The sequence below is a fragment of the Variovorax sp. RKNM96 genome, assembly GCF_017161115.1.
In the GTDB taxonomy this organism is placed as follows: domain Bacteria; phylum Pseudomonadota; class Gammaproteobacteria; order Burkholderiales; family Burkholderiaceae_C; genus Variovorax.
In genome coordinates, this window is record NZ_CP046508.1 from 3,711,892 (window position 1) to 3,730,702 (window position 18,811).

Here is an 18,811-nt window from a genome sequence, read left to right on the forward strand (position 1 = left end):
GAGGGGAAAAAAGCAGTCAGAGAACCTTGGCCAGGAACTCGGCCGTGCGCGGATGCGAAGGCGCGTTGAACACCTTGTCGGGCGTGCCGGTTTCGAGAATGCGGCCCTGCTCCATGAAGACGATGGTGTCGGCCACCTCGCGGGCAAAGCCGATCTCGTGCGTCACGATGACCAGCGTGGTGCCCGACCGCGCGAGCTCATTGATGACCGCCAGCACCTCGCCCACCAGCTCGGGGTCGAGCGCCGAGGTGGGCTCGTCGAACAACAGCACCTTGGGCTTGAGCGCGAGCGCACGGGCAATGGCCACGCGCTGCTGTTGGCCGCCGGAGAGCTGACGGGGATACGCATGCGTCTTGTCGCCGAGGCCCACGCGCACCAAGAGCTCCGAAGCCAGTGCCTCGGCCTCGGCACGTGCCAGGCCGCGTACCGACACGGGCGCCTCGACGATGTTCTCGAGCACCGTGAGGTGCGGAAACAGGTTGAAGTTCTGGAACACCATGCCGACGTCGACGCGGCGCTTGAGGATGTCCTTCTCGTGCAGCTCGTACAGCGTGTCCTCATCGCGCCGGTAGCCGATGAGTTCGCCGTCGATCGCGATGAAGCCGTCGTCCACGCGCTCCAGGTGGTTGATCGCGCGCAGCAGCGTCGACTTGCCCGAGCCCGACTGGCCAAGGATCACCGTCACGCTGCCCTGCGGCACGGTGAGCGTCACGTCGTCGAGCACCTTGAGTGCGCCGAAGCTCTTCGAGACACCATGGATCGTGACCTCGCCGCCCAGCGTGAGCGGATCGGTCCAGCGCGGTACCAGCACCGGTGCGGGCGGCGCGGACACCACCGGCTCCACCGCCACCGGCGCCTTCGACCGCCACAGCCCGCGCGCCAGCCCGGCCAGCCGCGAGCGCGGCGGATTGCGCAGCGCACCGCGCGAGAAATGCCGCTCGATGTAGTGCTGCGCCACCGACAGCACCGTGAGGATCACCAGGTACCAGACGGTCGCCACCATCAGCAGCGGAATCACTTCCAGGTTGCGCCGGTAGATGATCTGGATCGTGTAGAACAGCTCGGGCAGCGCGAGGATGTAGAGGTTCGACGTGCCCTTGGCGAGACCGATGATGTCGTTGAACGCCGTCGGCAAGATGGTCCGCATCGCCTGCGGCAGCACGATGCGAAAGGCCTGGCGCTTGCGCGAAAGGCCCAGCGCCGCCGCCGCTTCGAGCTGCCCCTGCTCCACCGACAGGATGCCGCCGCGCACGATCTCCGAGGCAAAGGCCGCCTGGTTCAGCGTGAGGCCCAGCAGCGCGGCAATGAACGGGCTGATCAGTTGCGTGGTCGGGTACGAGAAGAAGGTGATGTCCGTGCCCGGGATGCCCAGTGCCACCGTCTCGTAGAGGTAGCCGAGGTTGTTGATGATCAACAGCAGCACGATGATCGGCACCGAGCGGAAGAGCCAGGTGAACACCCACGACAGCCGCGCCAGCAGCGGCGAGCGCGAGACGCGTGCCAGCGCCAGCCCGGTGCCCAGCACGAAGCCGAACACCGCACCCAGCGCCGTCAGGAGCAATGTGCGGCCGAGCCCTGCGAGCACCGGCTCCGAGAAGAACCATTCGGCGAAAACGCCCCAGCCCCAGCGCGGATTGGTCAGCACCGAATGCAGCACGATGCCGATGAGCAGCACGGCGAACACCGTGCCGACCGTGCGCGCCGGGTACTTCGCGGGCACCACGCGGAAGTGCGAGTAGTCGCCCTTCGCGGGTGCGGCCTGCTGTGGCGCTGAAGACTCGGGCCGGGCCGCAGGACGAACCGGTGCCGGGTTGCGTGGCTCGGGGCCGACGTCCAGGATGGTGGTGGTGTTCATCGCTGCACCGCCTCGCTCAACGCCGCGGCGTGCTGGCCATGGTGACACTGCACCACCAGGTGCTTCTCGAACGGCAGCTTGCGCGGCACTTCGGGGTCCGCGGCTTCTTCGAACAATGCGGTGTAGCCATGGCCGCGATACAGGCCCACGGCCTCGGGCTGGCGAAAGCCCGTCGTGAGGTAGATGCGTTCATAGCCCTGGCGGCGCACCTGCGCCTCCAGCTCCAGCAGCACCTTGCTCGCAAGGCCCTGCCGGCGCAGGTCGGTGCGCGTCCACACGCGCTTGAGTTCGGCGGTGCGCTCGTCATGCCGCATGAAGGCCCCGCCGCCGATGGCGATGCCGTCGCGCAGCAGCAGCACGAAGTTGCCGTGCGGCGGTGCGAACGCCTCGGGTGGATAGCGGTCCATCTCGCGCGGTGTGCCGGGTTCGCGCAGCACGTCGCCGTAGCGGCTGTCGTACTCGAAGGTCAGGCCCTCGACCAGCGGCTGGGCGCGCGGATCGACCGGCGTGGTGTAGACGAACTGTTCGCTCATCACGCGGCCTTTCGCTTGATGTCGGCGTCGCCTGCCGCCGCATAGCGGCTCGCCTTGCGCGGCAGCCCGAGGTGATCGCGCAGCGTCTGGCCGGGCAGATCGCGCTGGTAGCGGCCACGCGCCTCCAGCACGGGAATCACGAACTCGATGAAGTCGTCCAGCCCCTGCCCCAGCACCGGAAAGCCGAGGATGAAGCCATCGGCCGCGCCCTCGTCCACCCAGCGGATGATCTCGTCGGCAATGCGCTCGCCCGTGCCCACGAACTGCGTGCGCGGCGTGGCGACTTCGAGGGCCACCTCGCGCAGCGTCTGGCCGCCGGCCTTCGCCTTGGCCTTGATGCGGTCGGTGGTCGAGCGGAAGCTGTTCCGGCCGATCTCGCCGAGTTCCGGGAAAGCCTCGTCCAGCGGGTACTGGCTGAAGTCGTGGTGATCGAAGAAGCGGCCCAGGTAGGCCAGGGCTTCCTCGATGGTCAGCAGCTCGCGAATCGCCCTGTACTTGGCCTCGGCCTCTTCCTCGGTGGCCGCGACGACCGGGCCGATGCCAGGGAAGATCTTCACGTCGTCGGCCTGCCGGCCCTGCGCCACCGCGCTGGCCTTCACCTGCTTCAGGAAGGCGCGCGTCTCCTCGATCGACGGCGAATGGGTGAACACCGCATCCGCATACTTGCCCGCGAGGCCCACGCCCGCATCCGACGAGCCGGCCTGGAAAATCACCGGCTGCCCCTGCGGCGAACGCTGGATGTTGAGCGGCCCCGCCACCTGGAAGAAGCGCCCCTTGTGGTCCAGCGTGTGCAGCTTCTCGCGGTCGAAGAACTGGCCGGTCTCGCGGTTGCGCACGAAGGCGTCTTCATCCCAGCTGTCCCACAGGCCCTGCGTCACGGCCAGGTACTCGTCAGCGATCTCGTAGCGCAGCGCATGCTCGGGGTGGTTGCGGCTGTAGTTCTTCGCGCTGCCTTCGAGCGGCGTGGTCACCACGTTCCAGCCCGCGCGCCCGCCGCTGATCAGGTCGAGCGAAGCGAACTGGCGCGCCACCGTGAACGGATCGCTGTACGAGCTGGAGACGGTGCCCGCGAGGCCGATCTTCGAGGTGACGGTCGCGAGCGCCGAGAGGATCGAGATCGGCTCGAAGCGATTCAAGAAATGCGGGATCGACTTCTCGTTGATGTAGAGCCCGTCCGCCACGAAGGCGAACGCGATGCCGTTGTCTTCGGCCTTCTTCGCGGTGCGCACGAAGAAATCGAGGTTGACGCTGGCATCGGCCGGGCCGCCCGGGTGCTTCCAGGAATTCATGTGGCTGCCGGCACCTTGCAGCATGACGCCGAACTTGATGTTGCTCATCGCGATGTGTTTTTCTTGAGGTGGAAAGAGAAAGGCGAAAGGGCTCAGGCCAGCGCGGGCTCGCGCGCCTGGGCCAGCAGTTCGACAGCGGTGGCGCGCTCGGCGAAACCCGCCACGGGGATGTCGATGACGAACTCCTCGATGCCGTAGCGCTCGCTCAGTGCATCGAGTTCGTCGCGCACCTCGTCGGCGGTGCCTGCGATCACGTGCGGGCGCCGCTCCTCGGTGCGGTAGTCGGCCACGCCGGCCTGCCGCGCGAACTCGGCCGCGGCTTCGAGGCTCCCGAGGTTCACACTCTGGCCGCTGGGCAGGTGCACCTTGAAGCTGCGCAGCGCGCCGACGAGCTCGGCCGCCTTCTCATGCGTCTCGGCCGCGAAGGCGAAGAGCGCGAGCAGAGGCGCGCGGCCGGTGGCCGAACGGTAGGCCTCGATGGATTGCCCGATGTTCACCGGGTCGCCGTTGAAGTGCCCGGCGTAGACGAACTCCCAGCCGAGGCGCGCCGCGAGCGTCGCGCTCTCGGGCGTGCCGCCGAGCAGCACGCGTTGCGGCAACTGCGGAGGGTTCGGCGTGGCAACCGCGCCGGCCAGTGCATGGTCCGCAGCGACGCCGTCGTGCAGGAACGCATCGAGCTCCGCGAGGCGAACCGCGAAGTCTTCCTTCTTCTTTTCCGGATCGTGCAGCCACTGCAGTGCCTTGCTGGTCAGCGGCAGACCGCCGGGCGCCTTGCCGACGCCCAGGTCCACACGGCCCGGCGCGAGCGACGCGAGTACCCGGAAGGTCTCCGCGACCTTGAACGGGCTGTAGTGCTGAAGCATGACGCCGCCGGTGCCGACGCGGATGCGCGAGGTCTTTGCAAGCAGGTGCGAGGCCAGCACTTCGGGCGCCGAGCCGGCGTAGCCGCGATTGCCGTGATGTTCCGCGAGCCAGTAGCGGCGGTAGCCCAGGCGCTCGGCGCTTTGAGCGAGCGCGATCGTGTGCTGGAACGCTTGGGCGGCATCGGCGCCCTCGGGGATCAGACTCTTGTCGAGCAGAGACAGCGAATAGGACACGGTGTGCAGCAATGACGCCTTTGAAAGAATTGCTGCGAATTCTCTTGGGCATCGTGCGCACCGCTTGCGCTGATTTCCTCTATCGATATCTGCATATTGTTCAGGGGCCGGCCGCTCACCACGAATGCGGCAGCAAGGCCAGCGCAGCAGCCGCATGGAAGCGCCGCATGGCGCGAATCGGCACATAGCCATGCGGCGCGCGCCGCGCCACCTCGTGCGGCGAAGACGGCGCGATGCGCCACGCTGCGATGGTCAGCGCGACAACAAGGCGGGCTTGTGCCGCCGGGGAAACATAGGGACTGCGCTGTGGCATGGGGAACTTCCGGGTGAACGCTGCCGGGATTCTGCGCAGCCACCTCGCGTTCTCAAAGAAGGATTGCGAGTTACCTGATGCAGAAAATTCCACCCGCCACCGCGCGCCGTGACTACGATGGCTCCACACACTCATTCACAAGGAGCAGAGACATGTCGAACCACGTCTACAAGTCCCTCGAGCTGACCGGCTCGTCGCCCATCGGCATCGAGGATGCGGTACAGACCGCGATCGCCAAGGCCCACGAGACGGTGCGCAACATCCAGTGGTTCACCGTCACCGAAACGCGCGGCCATGTGGTGGACGGCAAGGTCGCACACTGGCAGGTGACGGTGAAGATCGGGTTCACGCTGGAGTAGCCGACCCCAGCGCGACCGCAGGCATCACGCGAAATCGGTCGACGGCTTTTCCCAGAGATTCACGCCGCCTTCCACCGCGTACTTGTCGATCTCCGCGAGCTCTTCGGCGCTCAGCGGCGCATGGCGCAGCGCCGCGACGTTGTCGACGATCTGCTCGGTCCGGCTCGCACCGATGAGCGCGGAACTCACGCGCGGATCGCGCAGTGTCCACGTCAACGCGAGCTGCGCGAGGCTCTGGCCGCGGCGCTTGGCGATCTCGTTGAGCGCGCGTGCGCGTTCCACGTTGTCATGGGACAGGTGCTCCTGCTTGAGCGAGCCGCCGCCGGGCCGGTTGATGCGCGCATCGGCCGGAATGCCCTTGAGGTACTTGTCGGTGAGCAGCCCTTGCGCGAGCGGCGTGAAGGCGATCACGCCCGCGCCGAGTTCGCCGGTGGCATCGAGCAGGTCTTTCTCGATCCAGCGGTTGAACAGGTTGTAGGCCGGTTGGTGGATGAGCAGCGGCACCTTCCATTCGCGCAGCAGCGCGGCGATCTCGCGCGTCTTGCCGGCGGAATAGGACGAGATGCCGATGTAGAGCGCCTTGCCCTGCTGCACGGCCTGCGCCAGCGCGGAAGCAGTTTCTTCCAGTGGCGTGTGCGGATCGAACCGGTGCGAATAGAAGATGTCGACATAGTCGAGGCCCAGGCGCTGCAGGCTCTGGTCGAGGCTCGCGAGCACGTATTTGCGGGAGCCTCCGCCCTGGCCGTACGGGCCGGGCCACATGTCCCAGCCGGCCTTGCTGGAGATGATGAGTTCGTCGCGGTAGGCCTTGAAGTCCTCGCGCAGCAGGCGGCCGAAATTGGTCTCGGCGCTGCCGTACGGCGGGCCGTAGTTGTTGGCCAGGTCGAAGTGATTGATGCCCAGGTCGAAGGCCGTGCGCAGCAGCTTGCGCTGCACGTCGATCGGCGTGCTGTCGCCGAAGTTGTGCCACAGGCCGAGCGAGATGGCGGGCAGCACGAGCCCGCTGCGCCCGACGCGGCGGTAGGGAATGGCGTCGTAGCGCTCGGGGGCGGCAAGGTAGGTCATGGGATGCGGAGGAAAAGTGGGAAGGGAGCGACATGATGCCCGCGTGTTTGCGCATATGCATGCGCGGTTTTCTTCGTTGGTGACGCGGACAGGGCTTTCTAGGATCGTCGCTTCCCAACCAGCCCCACCGCTCCCGTGCCGGAGCGCGCCGTCATGCCCACCGAGACGCCCTCTTCCATTCCTTCGCGCCGCGTGGCGCTCAAGACCCTCGCCTCGCTGACCGCCATCGGGGGCCTGGCGCTCGCGGGTTGCTCGCGCGAAGACGGCGGCAAGACCGCAGCGGCCGGCGGCCCGGCCGTGGTGAAGAAGACCGGCGAGAAGGTCGCCTTCAAGTACCCCAACAATCCGTCGTTCGACCTCATCTACCTGGCCGACGAACTGGGCTACTTCGAGGGCACCAACACCCGCCCCGAATACGTCGGCAAGATCGCCGCGCCGCAGATCATCCCGCTCGTGGGCACGGGCGAGATCGACTTCGGCAGCCGCATGGTGCCGCTGGTGATCTCGGCCATCGCCTCGGGCGCCGACCTCAAGGTGGTCGCCGCGGGCGGCAAGACGCTGCAGGAAGCGCCGCACATGAAGTACTTCGTTCGCAAGGACTCGGGCATCCGCAATCCGAAGGACCTCGAAGGCAAGACCATCGGCTTCAACAGCTTCGGCGCCTGCGCCGAGTTCGTGACCAAGAAATACCTGCGCCAGCACGACGTGGACGTGAACAAGATCAACTTCGTCGTCATCCCCGACGAGCAGGCCGAGCAGACGCTGGTGACGGGCAACACCGATCTCGCGATCATCCATGCGCCCTTCTCGGGCCGCGCCGACAACGCCGAGTCGCTGGTACGCCTGTGGAGCGACTTCGACCTCGATGGCGGCCTCGGCGGCATGGCGCCCTACAGCGCGCACGGCCAGTTCATCCGCCAGCACCCCGAGGCGGTGCGCGATGTGGTCGCGGCGCTGGCCAAGGCCGGCAACTGGGTCAACGCCAACACCGAGGAGGCGCGCAAGCTCGTGGCCAAGCGCATCAACATGGACCTGAAGAACGTCGACCGCTACGCCTACGTCGACGACCTGGTGGTGACCGAGCCGCCGATCCAGTACTACATCGACATCCTGCAGTCCGAGGGCAAGCTCGCCGCCGGCAAGGTGGCGGTGAAGGACGTGTACACCAACGAATTCAATCCCTTCGCGCAGCCCGCGAAGTCTTGACCCCACTCACCTTGCCAAAGCCATGAGCATCAAGATCTCGGCCCGCGACGTGCGGATGGACTACGCGGCGCGCGGCGCGAGCGAGCGCGTGCGGGTGCTCGAAGGCTTCGACCTCGACGTGCGCGACGGTGAATTCCTCTCGGTGCTCGGCCCCTCGGGCTGTGGCAAGTCGACCTTCCTCGGCATCCTGGCCGGGCTCACCGAGCGCACCGGCGGGCGCATCGCCATCAACGGCCAGCCGCTCGCGGGCATCAACCGCAACCAGGGCGTGGTGTTCCAGGGCTATGCGCTCTTTCCGTGGCTCTCGGTGCTCGACAACATCGCGGTGGGCCTCGAGATTCGCGGCATCGGCAAGGCCGAGCGCCGCCGCACCGCGCACGAATACCTCGAGCTGGTCGGCCTGCACGGCTTTGCCAACCGCTATCCGCACGAGATCTCGGGCGGCATGAAGCAGCGCGTGGCCATCGCGCGCTCGCTCGCCTACAAGCCCGATGTGCTGCTGATGGACGAGCCCTTTGCCGCGCTCGACGCGCAGACGCGCGAGATCCTGCAGGGCGAGCTGCTGCGCATCTGGGAGCAGTACCGCAAGACGATCGTCTTCATCACTCACAGCCTCGAAGAGGCGGTGTATCTGTCGGACCGGGTGGCGGTGATGACGCAGCGGCCCGGGCGCATCAAGGACATCATCGACATTCCGCTCGCGCGTCCGCGGTCGGCGGAGATTCGCCACTCGACCGAATTCGCCGCGCTGCGCCAGCGCGCGTGGGAGGTGCTGAAGGACGAAGTGCAGATCGGCCTGCGGCCCCGGTCGCTTGAAGGCGTGGTGTCATGAGCGCAGTGCTCGACGCGCCCGTCGTCCGCCCCAAGGGGCGCTTCTTCAAGTTCGCGCGCGGCTTCGGGCGTGTGGCCGAGCGCGGCATCGGCATCGTGATCTTCCTCGCGCTGTGGGAGGCGCTGCCGCGCCTGGGCATCGTGAGCGATGCTTACCTGAGCCCGCCTTCCGCCGTGGTCGCGAGCATCGCCCAGCTCGTGGACACCGGCCAGCTCTGGAAGCACCTGGCCGCGAGCCTGCAGCGCTCGCTGTGGGGCCTGCTGCTCGCAAGCTTCTTCGGCGTGGTGCTGGGCCTCTTGATCGGCAGTTCGAAGCGCCTCGCGGCCATCGTCGATCCGGTGCTGCAGCTCTTTCGCCAGACCTCGGCCTTCGCGCTGTTCCCGGTGTTCATCCTGTTCCTGGGCATCGGCGAACTCTCGAAGGTGGCGATCATCTTCTGGGCGTCCTTCTGGCCGGTGCTGCTCAGCACAGTGAGCGGCGTGAAGCAGGTCGACCGCCTGCTCGTCAACTCGGCGCTGTCGATGGGCGCCTCGCAGCGCTTCATCTTCTTCAAGGTGGTGCTGCCGGCTTCGCTGCCTTCGATCTTCACGGGCGTGCGGCTGGCGGGTGCGTACAGCATCACCGCGCTCGTGGCGGCCGAGATGATCGGTGCGCATTCGGGCCTGGGCTTTCTCACGCTCAACTCGCAGGAGACCTTCCAGATCCCGACGATGTACGCCGGCATCCTGCTGCTGGCCGTGCTCGGGTTGCTGCTCAACTACCTGCTCGCCTTGCTGGAGCGCCGGCTGCTGCGCTGGCGCAAGGGGCTGAGCCTCGATGACTGAGCGCAGGCTGGTTCTTGCGGGCGCGGCGCTTGCCGCGGCCGTGGCGCTTGCGGGCATCGGCGGCACATGGGCCTTTGCGACGCCCTCGCTGTCGAGTCTGCCGAAGGGACCTGTGCTCGCCCGTGCCATCGAGCGCGGCAAGCTGGTCGTCGGTGTGCGGCGCTATCCGCGCCCTGCCCCGCCCGAGGCACCGACACCGCCCGAGCCCGATGGCTTCGACGCGACGTTGGCGCGACAGGTGGCGCAGTCGCTCGGCGTGCCGCTGGAACTGGTCGGCCTCGATGCGGCCGCGCAAGAAGCCGCGCTGCGCGAAGGCCGCATCGACCTGCTGGTCGCCGGGGTGCCTGCTTCTTCAACCGCACAGGACATCGCCGCTGCACCCGGCAGCTACGACACCGGCCACGGCCTCGTGGTCGCATTGCGCCGCGGCAAGGTGCAGGACGAAGCTGCGCTGCGCGGCGCCTCGGTCTGCGTCGGCGAAGGCTCGGGCTATGCAGGTGCAGTGTCGCAGCGCTACGGTGCGCAGCCCCGCAGCTACCCGTCGTCGGTGCATGCGGCATCGGCCTTCATGGCCGGCGAATGTGCAGCGCTGGCCGAGGACGGCAAGGTGCTCGCGCGGCTCATGCAGAACGAGGAGTGGCGCTTCTACAAGCCGCTGGCGAGCGACGTGCGCCTGCCATCCGATGCCACGATCCGGCTTGCCGATGGCGATGCGGCCTCGCGCGACTATCTGGCGGCGGCCCTGCGCCAATGGCGCTCTGACGGCACGCTGGCCAAGGCGAGGGATGCGCGTGCGGGCAATCTGCAGTTCGAGATCACGCTGCTGAAGGATGGATTTGTCTGCCATTCCTAGCTGGCGGGATTCGATGTATCGGGGGATCTACCTCGCCGCGGTGGCGTAGGTCATCCCATCGGTCCAGATGTCCCGCATCTTCTCCAGCAGGTCCTTCGGGATTCGCGGGTCACTGGCCCCCAGGCGAAGCGTCTTCCGCATCCCCTCCGCGATTCGCGCGAGAACGAGTTCCGGCTTGGCGACCCCGCAGACCTTGCTGCCGAACAACAGCAACTCCTCGGTCGTCGGGTAGGCCTTCGTGTGGCCCTTGCCCGCGAAGAGCTTGAGCGCCAGCGTGCGGTCCTCGAGTTCGGGACCGCCTTCGTAGCGCGTGTACCGGTAGAGCGCGGTCGTCACCACGTCGAACATCGGCGCAAGACGGCAATCGGCGGTCGAGGTGTAGAGCAGCCCGTAGTTCTTGAGGTGGCCGTCGCCGTTGCGCACCATGATGCTGAACGCCACCTGCTCGAAGAAGCGCGCGAGGTTTTCGCTGGGCAGTTGGAGGTATTGCATCAACTCAGCGATGCGCTGGTAGCTGCCTTGGTACTTCCGGTCGGACTGAATGTCGCGTACCCGAAGGTTCATCAGCGCCGCGATGTCCTCGAAGCCGATCCGGGACCCGTCCGCCGCGATGTCGAACCGGTCGACCAGCAACAGTTGCCCATCGTCCGAGAGGTCGAATGTGGGCGTCTCGATGCCGGCGTGGCCGGCGGCCGTCAGGCACATGAACTCGTTGGCCGACAGGCCCGGATAGGAAGCTGCGCCGGCCTTCACGATGATCGTGGGCACCGGAACGCTGACCCTGTCCGGCACCATGATCTTCGGCTGCATGCCGGCAATGCCGGCGCCCGTGCTCAGGTACGCGCGCACCAGTTCGTCGAATACCTCGGGCGTGTAGCGGGTGCCGAGCAAGGTCTTGCGATCGATGATCCGGGGCGCCGCAAGCGCCTCTGCTCCCGCCAGCCGGAAGCCCAGACGCCCGATGCCGTTGGATCCCACCACTGCGAGCAGATGCATCTGGGTGAGCTGCTGCTTGGGGAACATCGCCCGCAGACGCAGGTACAGGTCGCCCTCGGGGAGGTTCTGGTCCATCACGGCGAAGAGGTCGCCGTCCTGGTAGGTCGGCCGGGTCGGTGGCATCAGCAACGCGACCGAGTGCTGCTCCACACCGCTGTCGAGATACCGGAATTCGTAGACCGAGTGCTTGAGCAACTGGCCGGCCGGCGCGCCGGCGATCTCGACGTCGAGCTGCTTGATCTTTTCAGGAAGCATCGTCGTCCTCCTGTCCGAAGCGTTCCGTGACTTCCTCCAGCGTTGGCATGCCCAGGCGCTCCAGGCCGATCGTGAGATCCATGGCGCGCAGGATGTCGAACAGCGAGGCGAGGGTGATGTCCTCCCCTCGCTCCAGTCGATAGAGAACGTTGCGCGCGCGGCCCGAGCGCGCGGCAATGTCGGTCGCCTTCAGGCGGCCCTCTTTTCGCGCACGCTGGATGGCTTGGCCTAGTTCGATGGGCAGCCTGATTTTGTCCTTCATACGCCACATTTTATGGAAAATTAGTAAAAACGTCCATTAAACAGGACATTTTTCCCCGACAGATGCCCCAAACCTCCCGCTCGAAAACGTCAAACGCCGAACTCAGTCGCCCAGCAGATGTCGCAGGATCGCCTTCTGGACCGGCAAGAGAAGCATCTTCTGTCCATGGCCGGCAAAGCGCACGTGATGCACCGGATCGAATGCGAGTTCGCGGCCCACTGAAAACGGCGGCGTCGGCAGCAGCACGGGATGGCCCATGGCGGCCAGATCATCTTCCGTCAGTGGCCTGCAAGTCGCTTCGCTGCCGCTGGGCCAACTGTCGGTGATGACGATGTCCGCCTCTTGAAAAGGTGCGTCGCAGACATGCTGGAGCGAAAAACCGAGTACCCACGAGAGCTCATGCCATGAGCGAAACACATTGGTCATCGGCCCCCAGAGACAGACCCTGGCGCGTTCGATGGGCATGAGCTTCGTGTCGATGAAATAGGCGTCCGTCAGCACTTCGCAAGGATGCCCTTCTGCGGACATCGCATTCACAACAGGTCGCCTGGAGGCCGCTGCGAACTCCTGAAGCCGCGCATCGTTGGAGTCACGCACGACATAGATGTCATAGAACGGGTCCAGGTAGCCCGCCAGGTCGCAGGCCCGCTCCGCCGTCTTCAACAGATTCGGAAGCTCGATGAAAGACAGGCCGAGATCGCGGAATGCGCGCAGAAAGGTCGTGCGCGTGCGGATGCCATTGCCTTCGAAAGACCAGGCGACGTGGCCACCCCGCTTCACATCAGGCGCGCCCGCAAGGCGCCAGATGGCGCGGAGATCGTCCGGCGTGCATTCGGAAAGGGAGACCAGATTCATGTTCGAGCATCCTGTCTTGGTGGAGCACGAGTGTTGCAAATCGCGCCCCCCAAGAACCTCGCCGCATTCCCGGCCGACCTCCGATGAACACCATCCACATCGTTCCTCCCACCGACGAAGAACTCCGTTCCGGCGAACTCGGCCGCAAGCTGCGGCATTTCAACTACGGCGTTGTCGGCGAGTACCCCGAGCAAAAATACATCCGCCTGAATGCCAAGGACGACAGCGGCCGCCTGCTCGGCGGGCTTCGCGGCTTCGTCTTTCTCTACTGGTTCAACGTGGATGTGCTCTTCGTCGAGGAAGACGCACGCGGCGCGGGCCTCGGCCGTCGCCTGCTCGCGGAAGGCGAGCGACAGGCGATGGCCCTGGGTGCGAAACACGCGAAGCTGGACACCTTCGAGTGGCAGGCCCGGCCCTTCTATCTGAAGCAGGGCTACGAGGAGTACGGCCGCATCGACGACTACGCAGCCGGCTTCTACCTCGTGCACATGAAGAAAGCGTTGACGGGCTGAGCCCATCCACCCCGAACGGCCAGGCTACTTCTGCACAGCCTTGTTGTCCTTGACCGCCTGCGTCCCCAACCCTTCCTTGGGCAGCCACAACGCCAGCGCCACCACGCCAAGGCTCACGACCAGCATCATCAGGAACGTGAGGTGCAGCGAACTGCCCAGCGCGAGACGAATGCCCGCATCCCCCGCGACGGAACCGTGCACGCCCTGCAGCAGCAGGCGCAGCTCGTCGTCGGTGAACATCATGCTGCCGTCGCCGCGCGTCAGCCCGAAGTTGAAGACGGCACCAAAGAACGCCGCGCCCAATGCACTCCCCAGGTTGCGCGAGAACACGTTCGAGGCCGTGGCGATGCCGCGCTGCGAGAGCTCCACGCCCTCCTGGATCAGGATCAGCGAGCTCAGGCTCATCACGCCCATGCCCAGGCCGATGATGAACGAGCCGATGGCCGGCAGCACCGGCGAGCTGCCGGCCCCGAGCAATGCGAAGGTCGACGTGCCCACCGGAATCAGCGCGGCGCCGACGACCACCATGCGCCAGAGCCCGATGCGGTGAAAGGTGCGCGAGGTCAGCGTCGCGCCGATGGGCCAGCCCAGCATCACCATCGTGAGCGTGAGGCCGGCCGTGACCGACGAGCGCTCCAGCACCACCTGAACGTACATCGGCAGGAAGGTCGTGATGCCGATCAGCACCATGCCCGCCAGCATTGCCGCACCGTTGACGGTCGCGATCATCCGCGCGCCCCAGAGCTTGAGCGACACCATCGGGTCGGCCGCGCGGCGCTCCTGCGCGATGAAGAGCGCGAGCGTGACCACGAAAAGCCCGGCCCATGCGAGCGCGACGCCCGAGTTGCCGACGCCGAACTCGGTCAGCGCGATCATCAGCGACGCGATGCCGACGGTGAACAGCACCGCGCCCACCATGTCGATGGATGAGCGGCGCACCGTCGGCGCCTCGTGCAGGAAGAACCAGAAGCCCGCTGCCGCGGCCAGGCCGATGGGCACGTTGACCCAGAAGATCCAGGCCCACGACAGCTTCTGCACGATCAGCGCGCCGATCATCGGCCCCACCACCGCCGAGACGGCCCACACGCTCGCGAGGTAGCCCTGCACCTTGCCGCGTTCGCGCACCGGATAGAGATCGCCCACGATGGTGAGCGACACCGGCTGGATCGCGCCCGCGCCGATGCCCTGGATGAGCCGGAAGCAGATCATGGCCGGCATCGACCACGAGAAGCCCGCCAGCACCGAGCCGACGACGAAGATCGCGATGCCCACGAACATGATGGGCTTGCGTCCATACAGGTCGGAGAGCTTGCCGAACACCACGGTCATCGCGGTCTGCGCGAGCAGGAACGAGGCGAAGACCCAGCTGTAGAGATGCAGCCCCCCGAGTTCGGAGGCGATCTGCGGCATGACGGTCGAGACGATGGTGGCTTCGATGGCGACCATGGCCATGGAGGCCATGATCGACGCGATGACCAGGGGACGGTTTGTTGTTTTGGTACTGGCGCTCATGGGATTCTTCGCGGCCGGCGCGCTGCCTGCGGACGAAGTGTCCGGTGGGCGCCGAGGTGGTTCGAGGTGGAGTGAGGCCGCGAGCCGCCGATGCTATCGGGCTGCGCGAATTCGTGCTTGCGCTCGGGCTCCCGCGTTGTCTTGTTCAAGCGATCGGGCAGGCTTTCCATATCGCCTTCGCGCCATGCCGCGGATTCGAAAGGACGCGCGCACGCACCGTAGTCGCGTTCTTTCAGCGCGATGCGACCTTGGCCGCACCCACATTGCAGTTGCGTGACGAACATGCGGCCCTGCAAAGGAGAGAACCATGTTCGACCACATCGGCTTTCGCGTGCGCGACCTGCACGCATCGCGGCGCTTCTACGAGGCGGTCGCCGCTTCGGTAGGCCTCAAAGTCATCGACAACAGCGACACCTCGTTCCTCGTCATCCGCAGCACCGACGAGCGGATACCGTTCGTCTGGATCGGCACCGAGGAACCGAAGTTCTGGAAGCCCGGGCACAGGGTCTCGAACAGTCCGATCCACATGGCGTTCTCGGCGCGCAGCAAGGCGGAGGTCGATGCCTTCCACAAGGCGGCCCTGCAAGCCGGCGGGTCCGACAACGGCAAGCCCGGCCCGCGCGGCCCCGAAGAGGCCCACTATTACGGCGCGTACGTGCTCGATCCGGACGGCAACAACATCGAGGCCGGATTCCGCGACCCCGCGTAGAGCGTCAACTCAGCCCGCGTTCAGCGCCGAGGTGCCGTCGTAGATGTAGCGGCGCGACCACGGCAGCGTCTTCGCCGCGCGCCCCGCCTTGCGCCCCACGATCTGGTAGATCGCCACGTCGTCGTTCTCGAAGGCATACGCGCAGCCCGCGAGGTACACGCGCCAGATGCGGAATTTCTCCTCGTCGACCATCGCATGCAGCTTCTCGCTGTTGGCCTCGTAGCTGTCGCTCCAGTAGCGCAGCGTCTGCGCATAGTGGCGGCGCAGGTTCTCGATGTCGAAGGCCTCGAGCCCGCCCTGCTGCATGGCCTGCAGCGCGAGGCTGATGTGCGGCAGCTCGCCGTTGGGGAACACGTAGCGGTCGATGAAGTCGCCGCCGCCGTACGAGACGCCACCGCCCTCGGGGTCGGACGAAGTGATGCCGTGGTTCATCACCACGCCGTCGTCGGCCAGCAGTTCGCGCACGCGCTTGAAGTACGCGGGCAGGTTCTTGCGGCCCACGTGCTCGAACATGCCCACGCTGGTGATGCGGTCGAACTGGCCGGTCACGTCGCGGTAGTCCTGCAGGCGGATCTCGATGCGGTCTTGCAGGCCCGCGGCCTTCACGCGTTCGGTAGCCAGGTCGAACTGGTTCTGCGAGAGCGTGACGCCCACGCAGCGCGCGCCGAACTTCTGCGCGGCGCGGATCACCAGCGCGCCCCAGCCGCAGCCGATGTCCAGCAGGGTCTGGCCCGGCTTGAGGTCGATCTTGGTGAGGATGTGGTCGATCTTCTTCAACTGCGCGGTGGCGAGGTCTTCGTCGCCGTTTTCGAAGTAGGCGCATGAATAGACCATGTTCGGGTCCAGCCACTGCTGGTAGAACTCGTTGGAAACGTCGTAGTGGTACTGGATCGATTTCTTGTCCGACGACTTGGTGTGCGTGAAATAGCGCGCCATGTTCTGCAGCGCCCCGCCCTGCTTGTCGATCGATGTCTTCGCGAGGCCGTAGGCGATGTCGATCACGTCGCTGAGCTTGCCCTCGATGTCGATCTTGCTCTTGACGTAGGCCTCGCCCAGGTTGTCGAGCGTGGGCTGCAGCATCAGCGACAGCGCGGCGGGCGACTTGACGTGCAGCGTGACCGAGGGCCCGCTGAAATTGCCGAAGTCGTAGGACTGGCCGTCCCACAGCGTCAGTCGCGCCGGCAGGTTCGCGCGGTCACGAACGGCGGCGCTCCACTGCGCCAGCTTTTTTTCCCAAAGCATGCATCTCTCCGTGTTGTTTGGTTTTCCCGGCGCCTCTGCGCCGGGGTGCTGCAGCGAGCAAAACAATAACGAAAAAATTTGAAACCTGCATGGTCGTGACGACGCAAGAAATTGCAGTAAGTGCTACAAGGCGGCGCCGTCCTTTGCCGGCGCCGCGCCCGCCTGCGGTGCCTCGGTCGCCTCGATGAAGATGCGCTTGATCGTCGGGAAACGCGCGCGCACCTGCGTCTCGATGGCCGCGATGGCATCGCCCGCCTCGCCCGTGGAAATGTCGTCCTTGAAGTTCACATCGACGATCACCAGTGCCTCGTCGGCGCCGATGTACATCGACAGCACATGGCCCACGTCTTCGACGCTGGGCTGCTCCATCGCGATGGCGCGGATGGCGCGCGCCGTCTCTGGCCGGATGCCTTCGCCGATCAGGAGGCCCCGCGCCTGCGCGATGAGCAGCACGGCCACGCCCGCCAGCAGCACGCCGATGACCACCGAGGCCACGCCGTCGAGCACCGGCATGTCCAGCGCGTGGCCGAGGTAGATGCCGAGCGCCGCCACCAGCAGGCCCACCAGCGCGGCGGAATCCTCGGCCAGCACGGTGTAGGTGGTCGGGTCCTTGCTGCGGTCCAGCGCCTGCCAGAACGGCGTGCCCCCGGCCTGCGCGCGGAACTGCTTCAAGGCGATGAGGAAGCTCGCGCCTTCGAACACGAAGGCCGCCGCGAGCACGACGTAGTTCCACGTCGGATCGCGCATCGGCTCGGGCGCGCGGATGTGCTGGATGCCTTCGTAGAACGACACGCCGCCGCCCAGCCCGAAGATCAGCACCCCGACGATCAGGCTCCAGAAATAGAGCTCCTTGCCGTGGCCGAACGGATGCTCCGGCGTTGCGGGCCGCTTGCTGAGCTTCAGGCCCACGAGCAGGAGCACGCCGTTGAAGGTGTCGACCGCCGAGTGGATGCCCTCCGACAGCATCGCCGAACTGCCGGTGATGCCCGCGACGACGAACTTGGTGACCGCGATCGCGACATTGGCGCCGATGGCGCCATAGATCGCGACCTTGGATTCAGCCATGCGGCTCAGGCCGCTTCCATCGACGCCGCCGCCATCGCATCGTTGCCCGCCTCGGAGAGCCAGCGCTGCTTGTCGCGCAGCGGCGGCGCACCGAACATGCGGCCGTATTCGCGCGCAAACTGCGACGGGCTTTCATAGCCCACGCTGTGCGCCGCGCTCGCCACGTCGATGCCGGTCACCAGCATCTGGCGGCGCGCCTCCTGCAGGCGCAGCTGCTTCTGGTACTGCAGCGGGCTCATCGCGGTCACGGCCTTGAAGTGATGGTGGAACGACGACACGCTCATGTGCACCGCGCGCGCCATGTCTTCCACCCGCAGCGACTGCGCATAGTTGATGCGCAGCGCGCTGATGGCCTTGGCGATGCGCTGGGTGTGGCTGTCCTGCAGGGCGATCTGGCGCAGGCGCGCACCTTCGCCGTTCACCAGCAGGCGGTACATGATCTCGCGCTTGATGAGCGGCGCCATGATCGGCACGTCCTCCGGCGTCTCGACCAGCCGCAGCAGCCGCAGCACCGGCTCCAGCACCGGCATCGCGATGCGGTTGACGTACATGCCGCGGGAAGCCGGCGCGTTGGCCTTGGCGGGCAGCTTCTCGTCGCCGATGAGTTCGCCGATCTCGTCGAGCGCAAGCTCCAGGCGCAAACCCAGGTAGGGCTCGTTGTCGCTCGTCAGGCGCACCTGGCCGCACACCGGCAGGTCGACCGAGGTCACGAGGTAGTGCATCGGGTCGTACACGTAGATGTCGTCGCCCATGATGATCCGCTTGGAGCCCTGCGCGATCAGCCCGAGCGCCGGGGTGGCGAAGGCGTGCTTGGGGCGGTCGGGCTTGCTGATGCAATACACCTGCAGGCCGGCCACCGGCGTTTCCACCGTGCCGTCGCGCCCGCCGGTGATGCGGTTGATGAGCGCCACCAGTTCCTTCCTGGCTTCGTCGAGTTCGGGCTCCAGCGGCATCGGCTGGGCAATGGCTGCAGCGATTTCGGGTGTTTCGTCGGACATGTAGAGGGCCTTGTCGCGGTTGGGGACACGGTGGCGCGCACCGTGGAGGATCGGGTGGTTTGCAGCTTAGCGCCGCTCCCATGAAACTGCACGCCCGCGGAACAAGGTCTGGAGAAATAGGCAAAGACTTTGCAGGAACGCGCTCGCCGCGCCGGGGGCCGCGGGCGGATACTTTTTGC

At 66.3% G+C, this 18,811-nt stretch carries 21 protein-coding genes; 7 read left to right on the forward strand and 14 right to left on the reverse strand.

Annotated elements, in window-relative coordinates; translation table 11 throughout:
* Positions 1-16 precede the first annotated feature (16 nt).
* The 5 genes from GNX71_RS33690 to GNX71_RS16985 form a co-directional block, all read right to left on the reverse strand.
* Positions 17-1,855 (reverse strand): amino acid ABC transporter permease/ATP-binding protein, encoded by a 1,839-nt coding sequence (locus GNX71_RS33690; RefSeq protein ID WP_206173396.1) that lies wholly within the window; start codon positions 1,853-1,855, stop codon positions 17-19.
* On the reverse strand, positions 1,852-2,388 hold the full coding sequence (locus GNX71_RS16970; protein WP_206173397.1) for a GNAT family N-acetyltransferase: 537 nt from the start codon (positions 2,386-2,388) through the stop codon (positions 1,852-1,854). The genes GNX71_RS33690 and GNX71_RS16970 overlap by 4 nt, the downstream gene beginning before the upstream one ends.
* Positions 2,388-3,731 (reverse strand): LLM class flavin-dependent oxidoreductase, encoded by a 1,344-nt coding sequence (locus GNX71_RS16975; protein ID WP_206179536.1) that lies wholly within the window; start codon positions 3,729-3,731, stop codon positions 2,388-2,390. The genes GNX71_RS16970 and GNX71_RS16975 overlap by 1 nt, the downstream gene beginning before the upstream one ends.
* A 38-nt stretch (positions 3,732-3,769) precedes the next feature.
* On the reverse strand, positions 3,770-4,774 hold the full coding sequence (locus GNX71_RS16980) for an LLM class flavin-dependent oxidoreductase (RefSeq protein ID WP_206179537.1): 1,005 nt from the start codon (positions 4,772-4,774) through the stop codon (positions 3,770-3,772).
* Positions 4,775-4,889: 115 nt separating this feature from the next.
* A complete protein-coding gene (locus GNX71_RS16985; RefSeq protein ID WP_206173398.1) occupies positions 4,890-5,087 on the reverse strand; it encodes a hypothetical protein in 198 nt (65 codons plus the stop codon).
* Between the two features lie 152 nt (positions 5,088-5,239).
* On the opposite strand from GNX71_RS16985, the gene GNX71_RS16990 reads away from it, so the two are divergent.
* The gene (locus tag GNX71_RS16990) at positions 5,240-5,446 is read left to right on the forward strand and encodes a dodecin (RefSeq protein ID WP_012747952.1); all 207 of its coding nucleotides are present in this window, start codon (positions 5,240-5,242) and stop codon (positions 5,444-5,446) included.
* Positions 5,447-5,470: 24 nt separating this feature from the next.
* Here the strand turns inward: GNX71_RS16990 and mgrA are convergent, their stop codons facing one another.
* Complete coding sequence (gene mgrA, locus GNX71_RS16995; RefSeq protein ID WP_206173399.1) at positions 5,471-6,511, reverse strand: L-glyceraldehyde 3-phosphate reductase; 1,041 nt, start codon at positions 6,509-6,511, stop codon at positions 5,471-5,473.
* Between the two features lie 153 nt (positions 6,512-6,664).
* Here mgrA and GNX71_RS17000 point away from each other — a divergent pair, with 153 nt between their 5' ends.
* From GNX71_RS17000 to GNX71_RS17015, 4 genes are read left to right on the forward strand one after another with little or no spacing between them, the layout of a single operon-like run.
* Complete coding sequence (locus GNX71_RS17000; protein WP_206173400.1) at positions 6,665-7,717, forward strand: ABC transporter substrate-binding protein; 1,053 nt, start codon at positions 6,665-6,667, stop codon at positions 7,715-7,717.
* A 22-nt stretch (positions 7,718-7,739) separates the two neighbouring features.
* Positions 7,740-8,549, forward strand: coding sequence for an ABC transporter ATP-binding protein (locus GNX71_RS17005; protein ID WP_206173401.1), 810 nt, complete (start codon positions 7,740-7,742; stop codon positions 8,547-8,549).
* Positions 8,546-9,373 (forward strand): ABC transporter permease, encoded by an 828-nt coding sequence (locus GNX71_RS17010; protein ID WP_206173402.1) that lies wholly within the window; start codon positions 8,546-8,548, stop codon positions 9,371-9,373. Before GNX71_RS17005 ends, GNX71_RS17010 begins: the two co-directional genes overlap by 4 nt.
* A complete protein-coding gene (locus tag GNX71_RS17015; protein WP_206173403.1) occupies positions 9,366-10,226 on the forward strand; it encodes a transporter substrate-binding domain-containing protein in 861 nt (286 codons plus the stop codon). Before GNX71_RS17010 ends, GNX71_RS17015 begins: the two co-directional genes overlap by 8 nt.
* A gap of 27 nt (positions 10,227-10,253) precedes the next feature.
* Here the strand turns inward: GNX71_RS17015 and GNX71_RS17020 are convergent, their stop codons facing one another.
* The 3 genes from GNX71_RS17020 to GNX71_RS17030 form a co-directional block, all read right to left on the reverse strand.
* Positions 10,254-11,477: a type II toxin-antitoxin system HipA family toxin gene (locus GNX71_RS17020; RefSeq protein ID WP_206173404.1), complete on the reverse strand. Its 1,224-nt coding sequence runs from the start codon at positions 11,475-11,477 to the stop codon at positions 10,254-10,256.
* A complete protein-coding gene (locus GNX71_RS17025) occupies positions 11,467-11,739 on the reverse strand; it encodes a helix-turn-helix domain-containing protein (protein ID WP_241026961.1) in 273 nt (90 codons plus the stop codon). The genes GNX71_RS17020 and GNX71_RS17025 overlap by 11 nt, the downstream gene beginning before the upstream one ends.
* 102 nt (positions 11,740-11,841) lie before the next feature.
* A complete protein-coding gene (locus GNX71_RS17030) occupies positions 11,842-12,594 on the reverse strand; it encodes an ornithine carbamoyltransferase (RefSeq protein WP_206173406.1) in 753 nt (250 codons plus the stop codon).
* An 83-nt stretch (positions 12,595-12,677) separates the two neighbouring features.
* Between GNX71_RS17030 and GNX71_RS17035 the strand changes: the two genes are divergently transcribed.
* Positions 12,678-13,106, forward strand: a complete 429-nt coding sequence (locus GNX71_RS17035; protein ID WP_206173407.1) for a GNAT family N-acetyltransferase — start codon at positions 12,678-12,680, stop codon at positions 13,104-13,106.
* 24 nt (positions 13,107-13,130) lie between these two features.
* On the opposite strand, the gene GNX71_RS17040 is transcribed toward GNX71_RS17035, so the two are convergent.
* A complete protein-coding gene (locus GNX71_RS17040; RefSeq protein WP_206173408.1) occupies positions 13,131-14,618 on the reverse strand; it encodes an MFS transporter in 1,488 nt (495 codons plus the stop codon).
* The gene (locus GNX71_RS17045; protein ID WP_206173409.1) at positions 14,615-14,902 is read right to left on the reverse strand and encodes a hypothetical protein; all 288 of its coding nucleotides are present in this window, start codon (positions 14,900-14,902) and stop codon (positions 14,615-14,617) included. Before GNX71_RS17045 ends, GNX71_RS17040 begins: the two co-directional genes overlap by 4 nt.
* A 23-nt stretch (positions 14,903-14,925) precedes the next feature.
* Here GNX71_RS17045 and GNX71_RS17050 point away from each other — a divergent pair, with 23 nt between their 5' ends.
* On the forward strand, positions 14,926-15,327 hold the full coding sequence (locus GNX71_RS17050; protein WP_206173410.1) for a VOC family protein: 402 nt from the start codon (positions 14,926-14,928) through the stop codon (positions 15,325-15,327).
* Positions 15,328-15,336: 9 nt separating this feature from the next.
* Here the strand turns inward: GNX71_RS17050 and GNX71_RS17055 are convergent, their stop codons facing one another.
* From GNX71_RS17055 to GNX71_RS17065, 3 genes are all read right to left on the reverse strand, one after another.
* A complete protein-coding gene (locus tag GNX71_RS17055) occupies positions 15,337-16,569 on the reverse strand; it encodes a cyclopropane-fatty-acyl-phospholipid synthase family protein (RefSeq protein WP_206173411.1) in 1,233 nt (410 codons plus the stop codon).
* Between the two features lie 123 nt (positions 16,570-16,692).
* Positions 16,693-17,634 (reverse strand): cation diffusion facilitator family transporter, encoded by a 942-nt coding sequence (locus tag GNX71_RS17060; protein ID WP_206173412.1) that lies wholly within the window; start codon positions 17,632-17,634, stop codon positions 16,693-16,695.
* Positions 17,635-17,639: 5 nt separating this feature from the next.
* On the reverse strand, positions 17,640-18,632 hold the full coding sequence (locus tag GNX71_RS17065) for an AraC family transcriptional regulator (RefSeq protein ID WP_206173413.1): 993 nt from the start codon (positions 18,630-18,632) through the stop codon (positions 17,640-17,642).
* Positions 18,633-18,811: the final 179 nt, after the last annotated feature.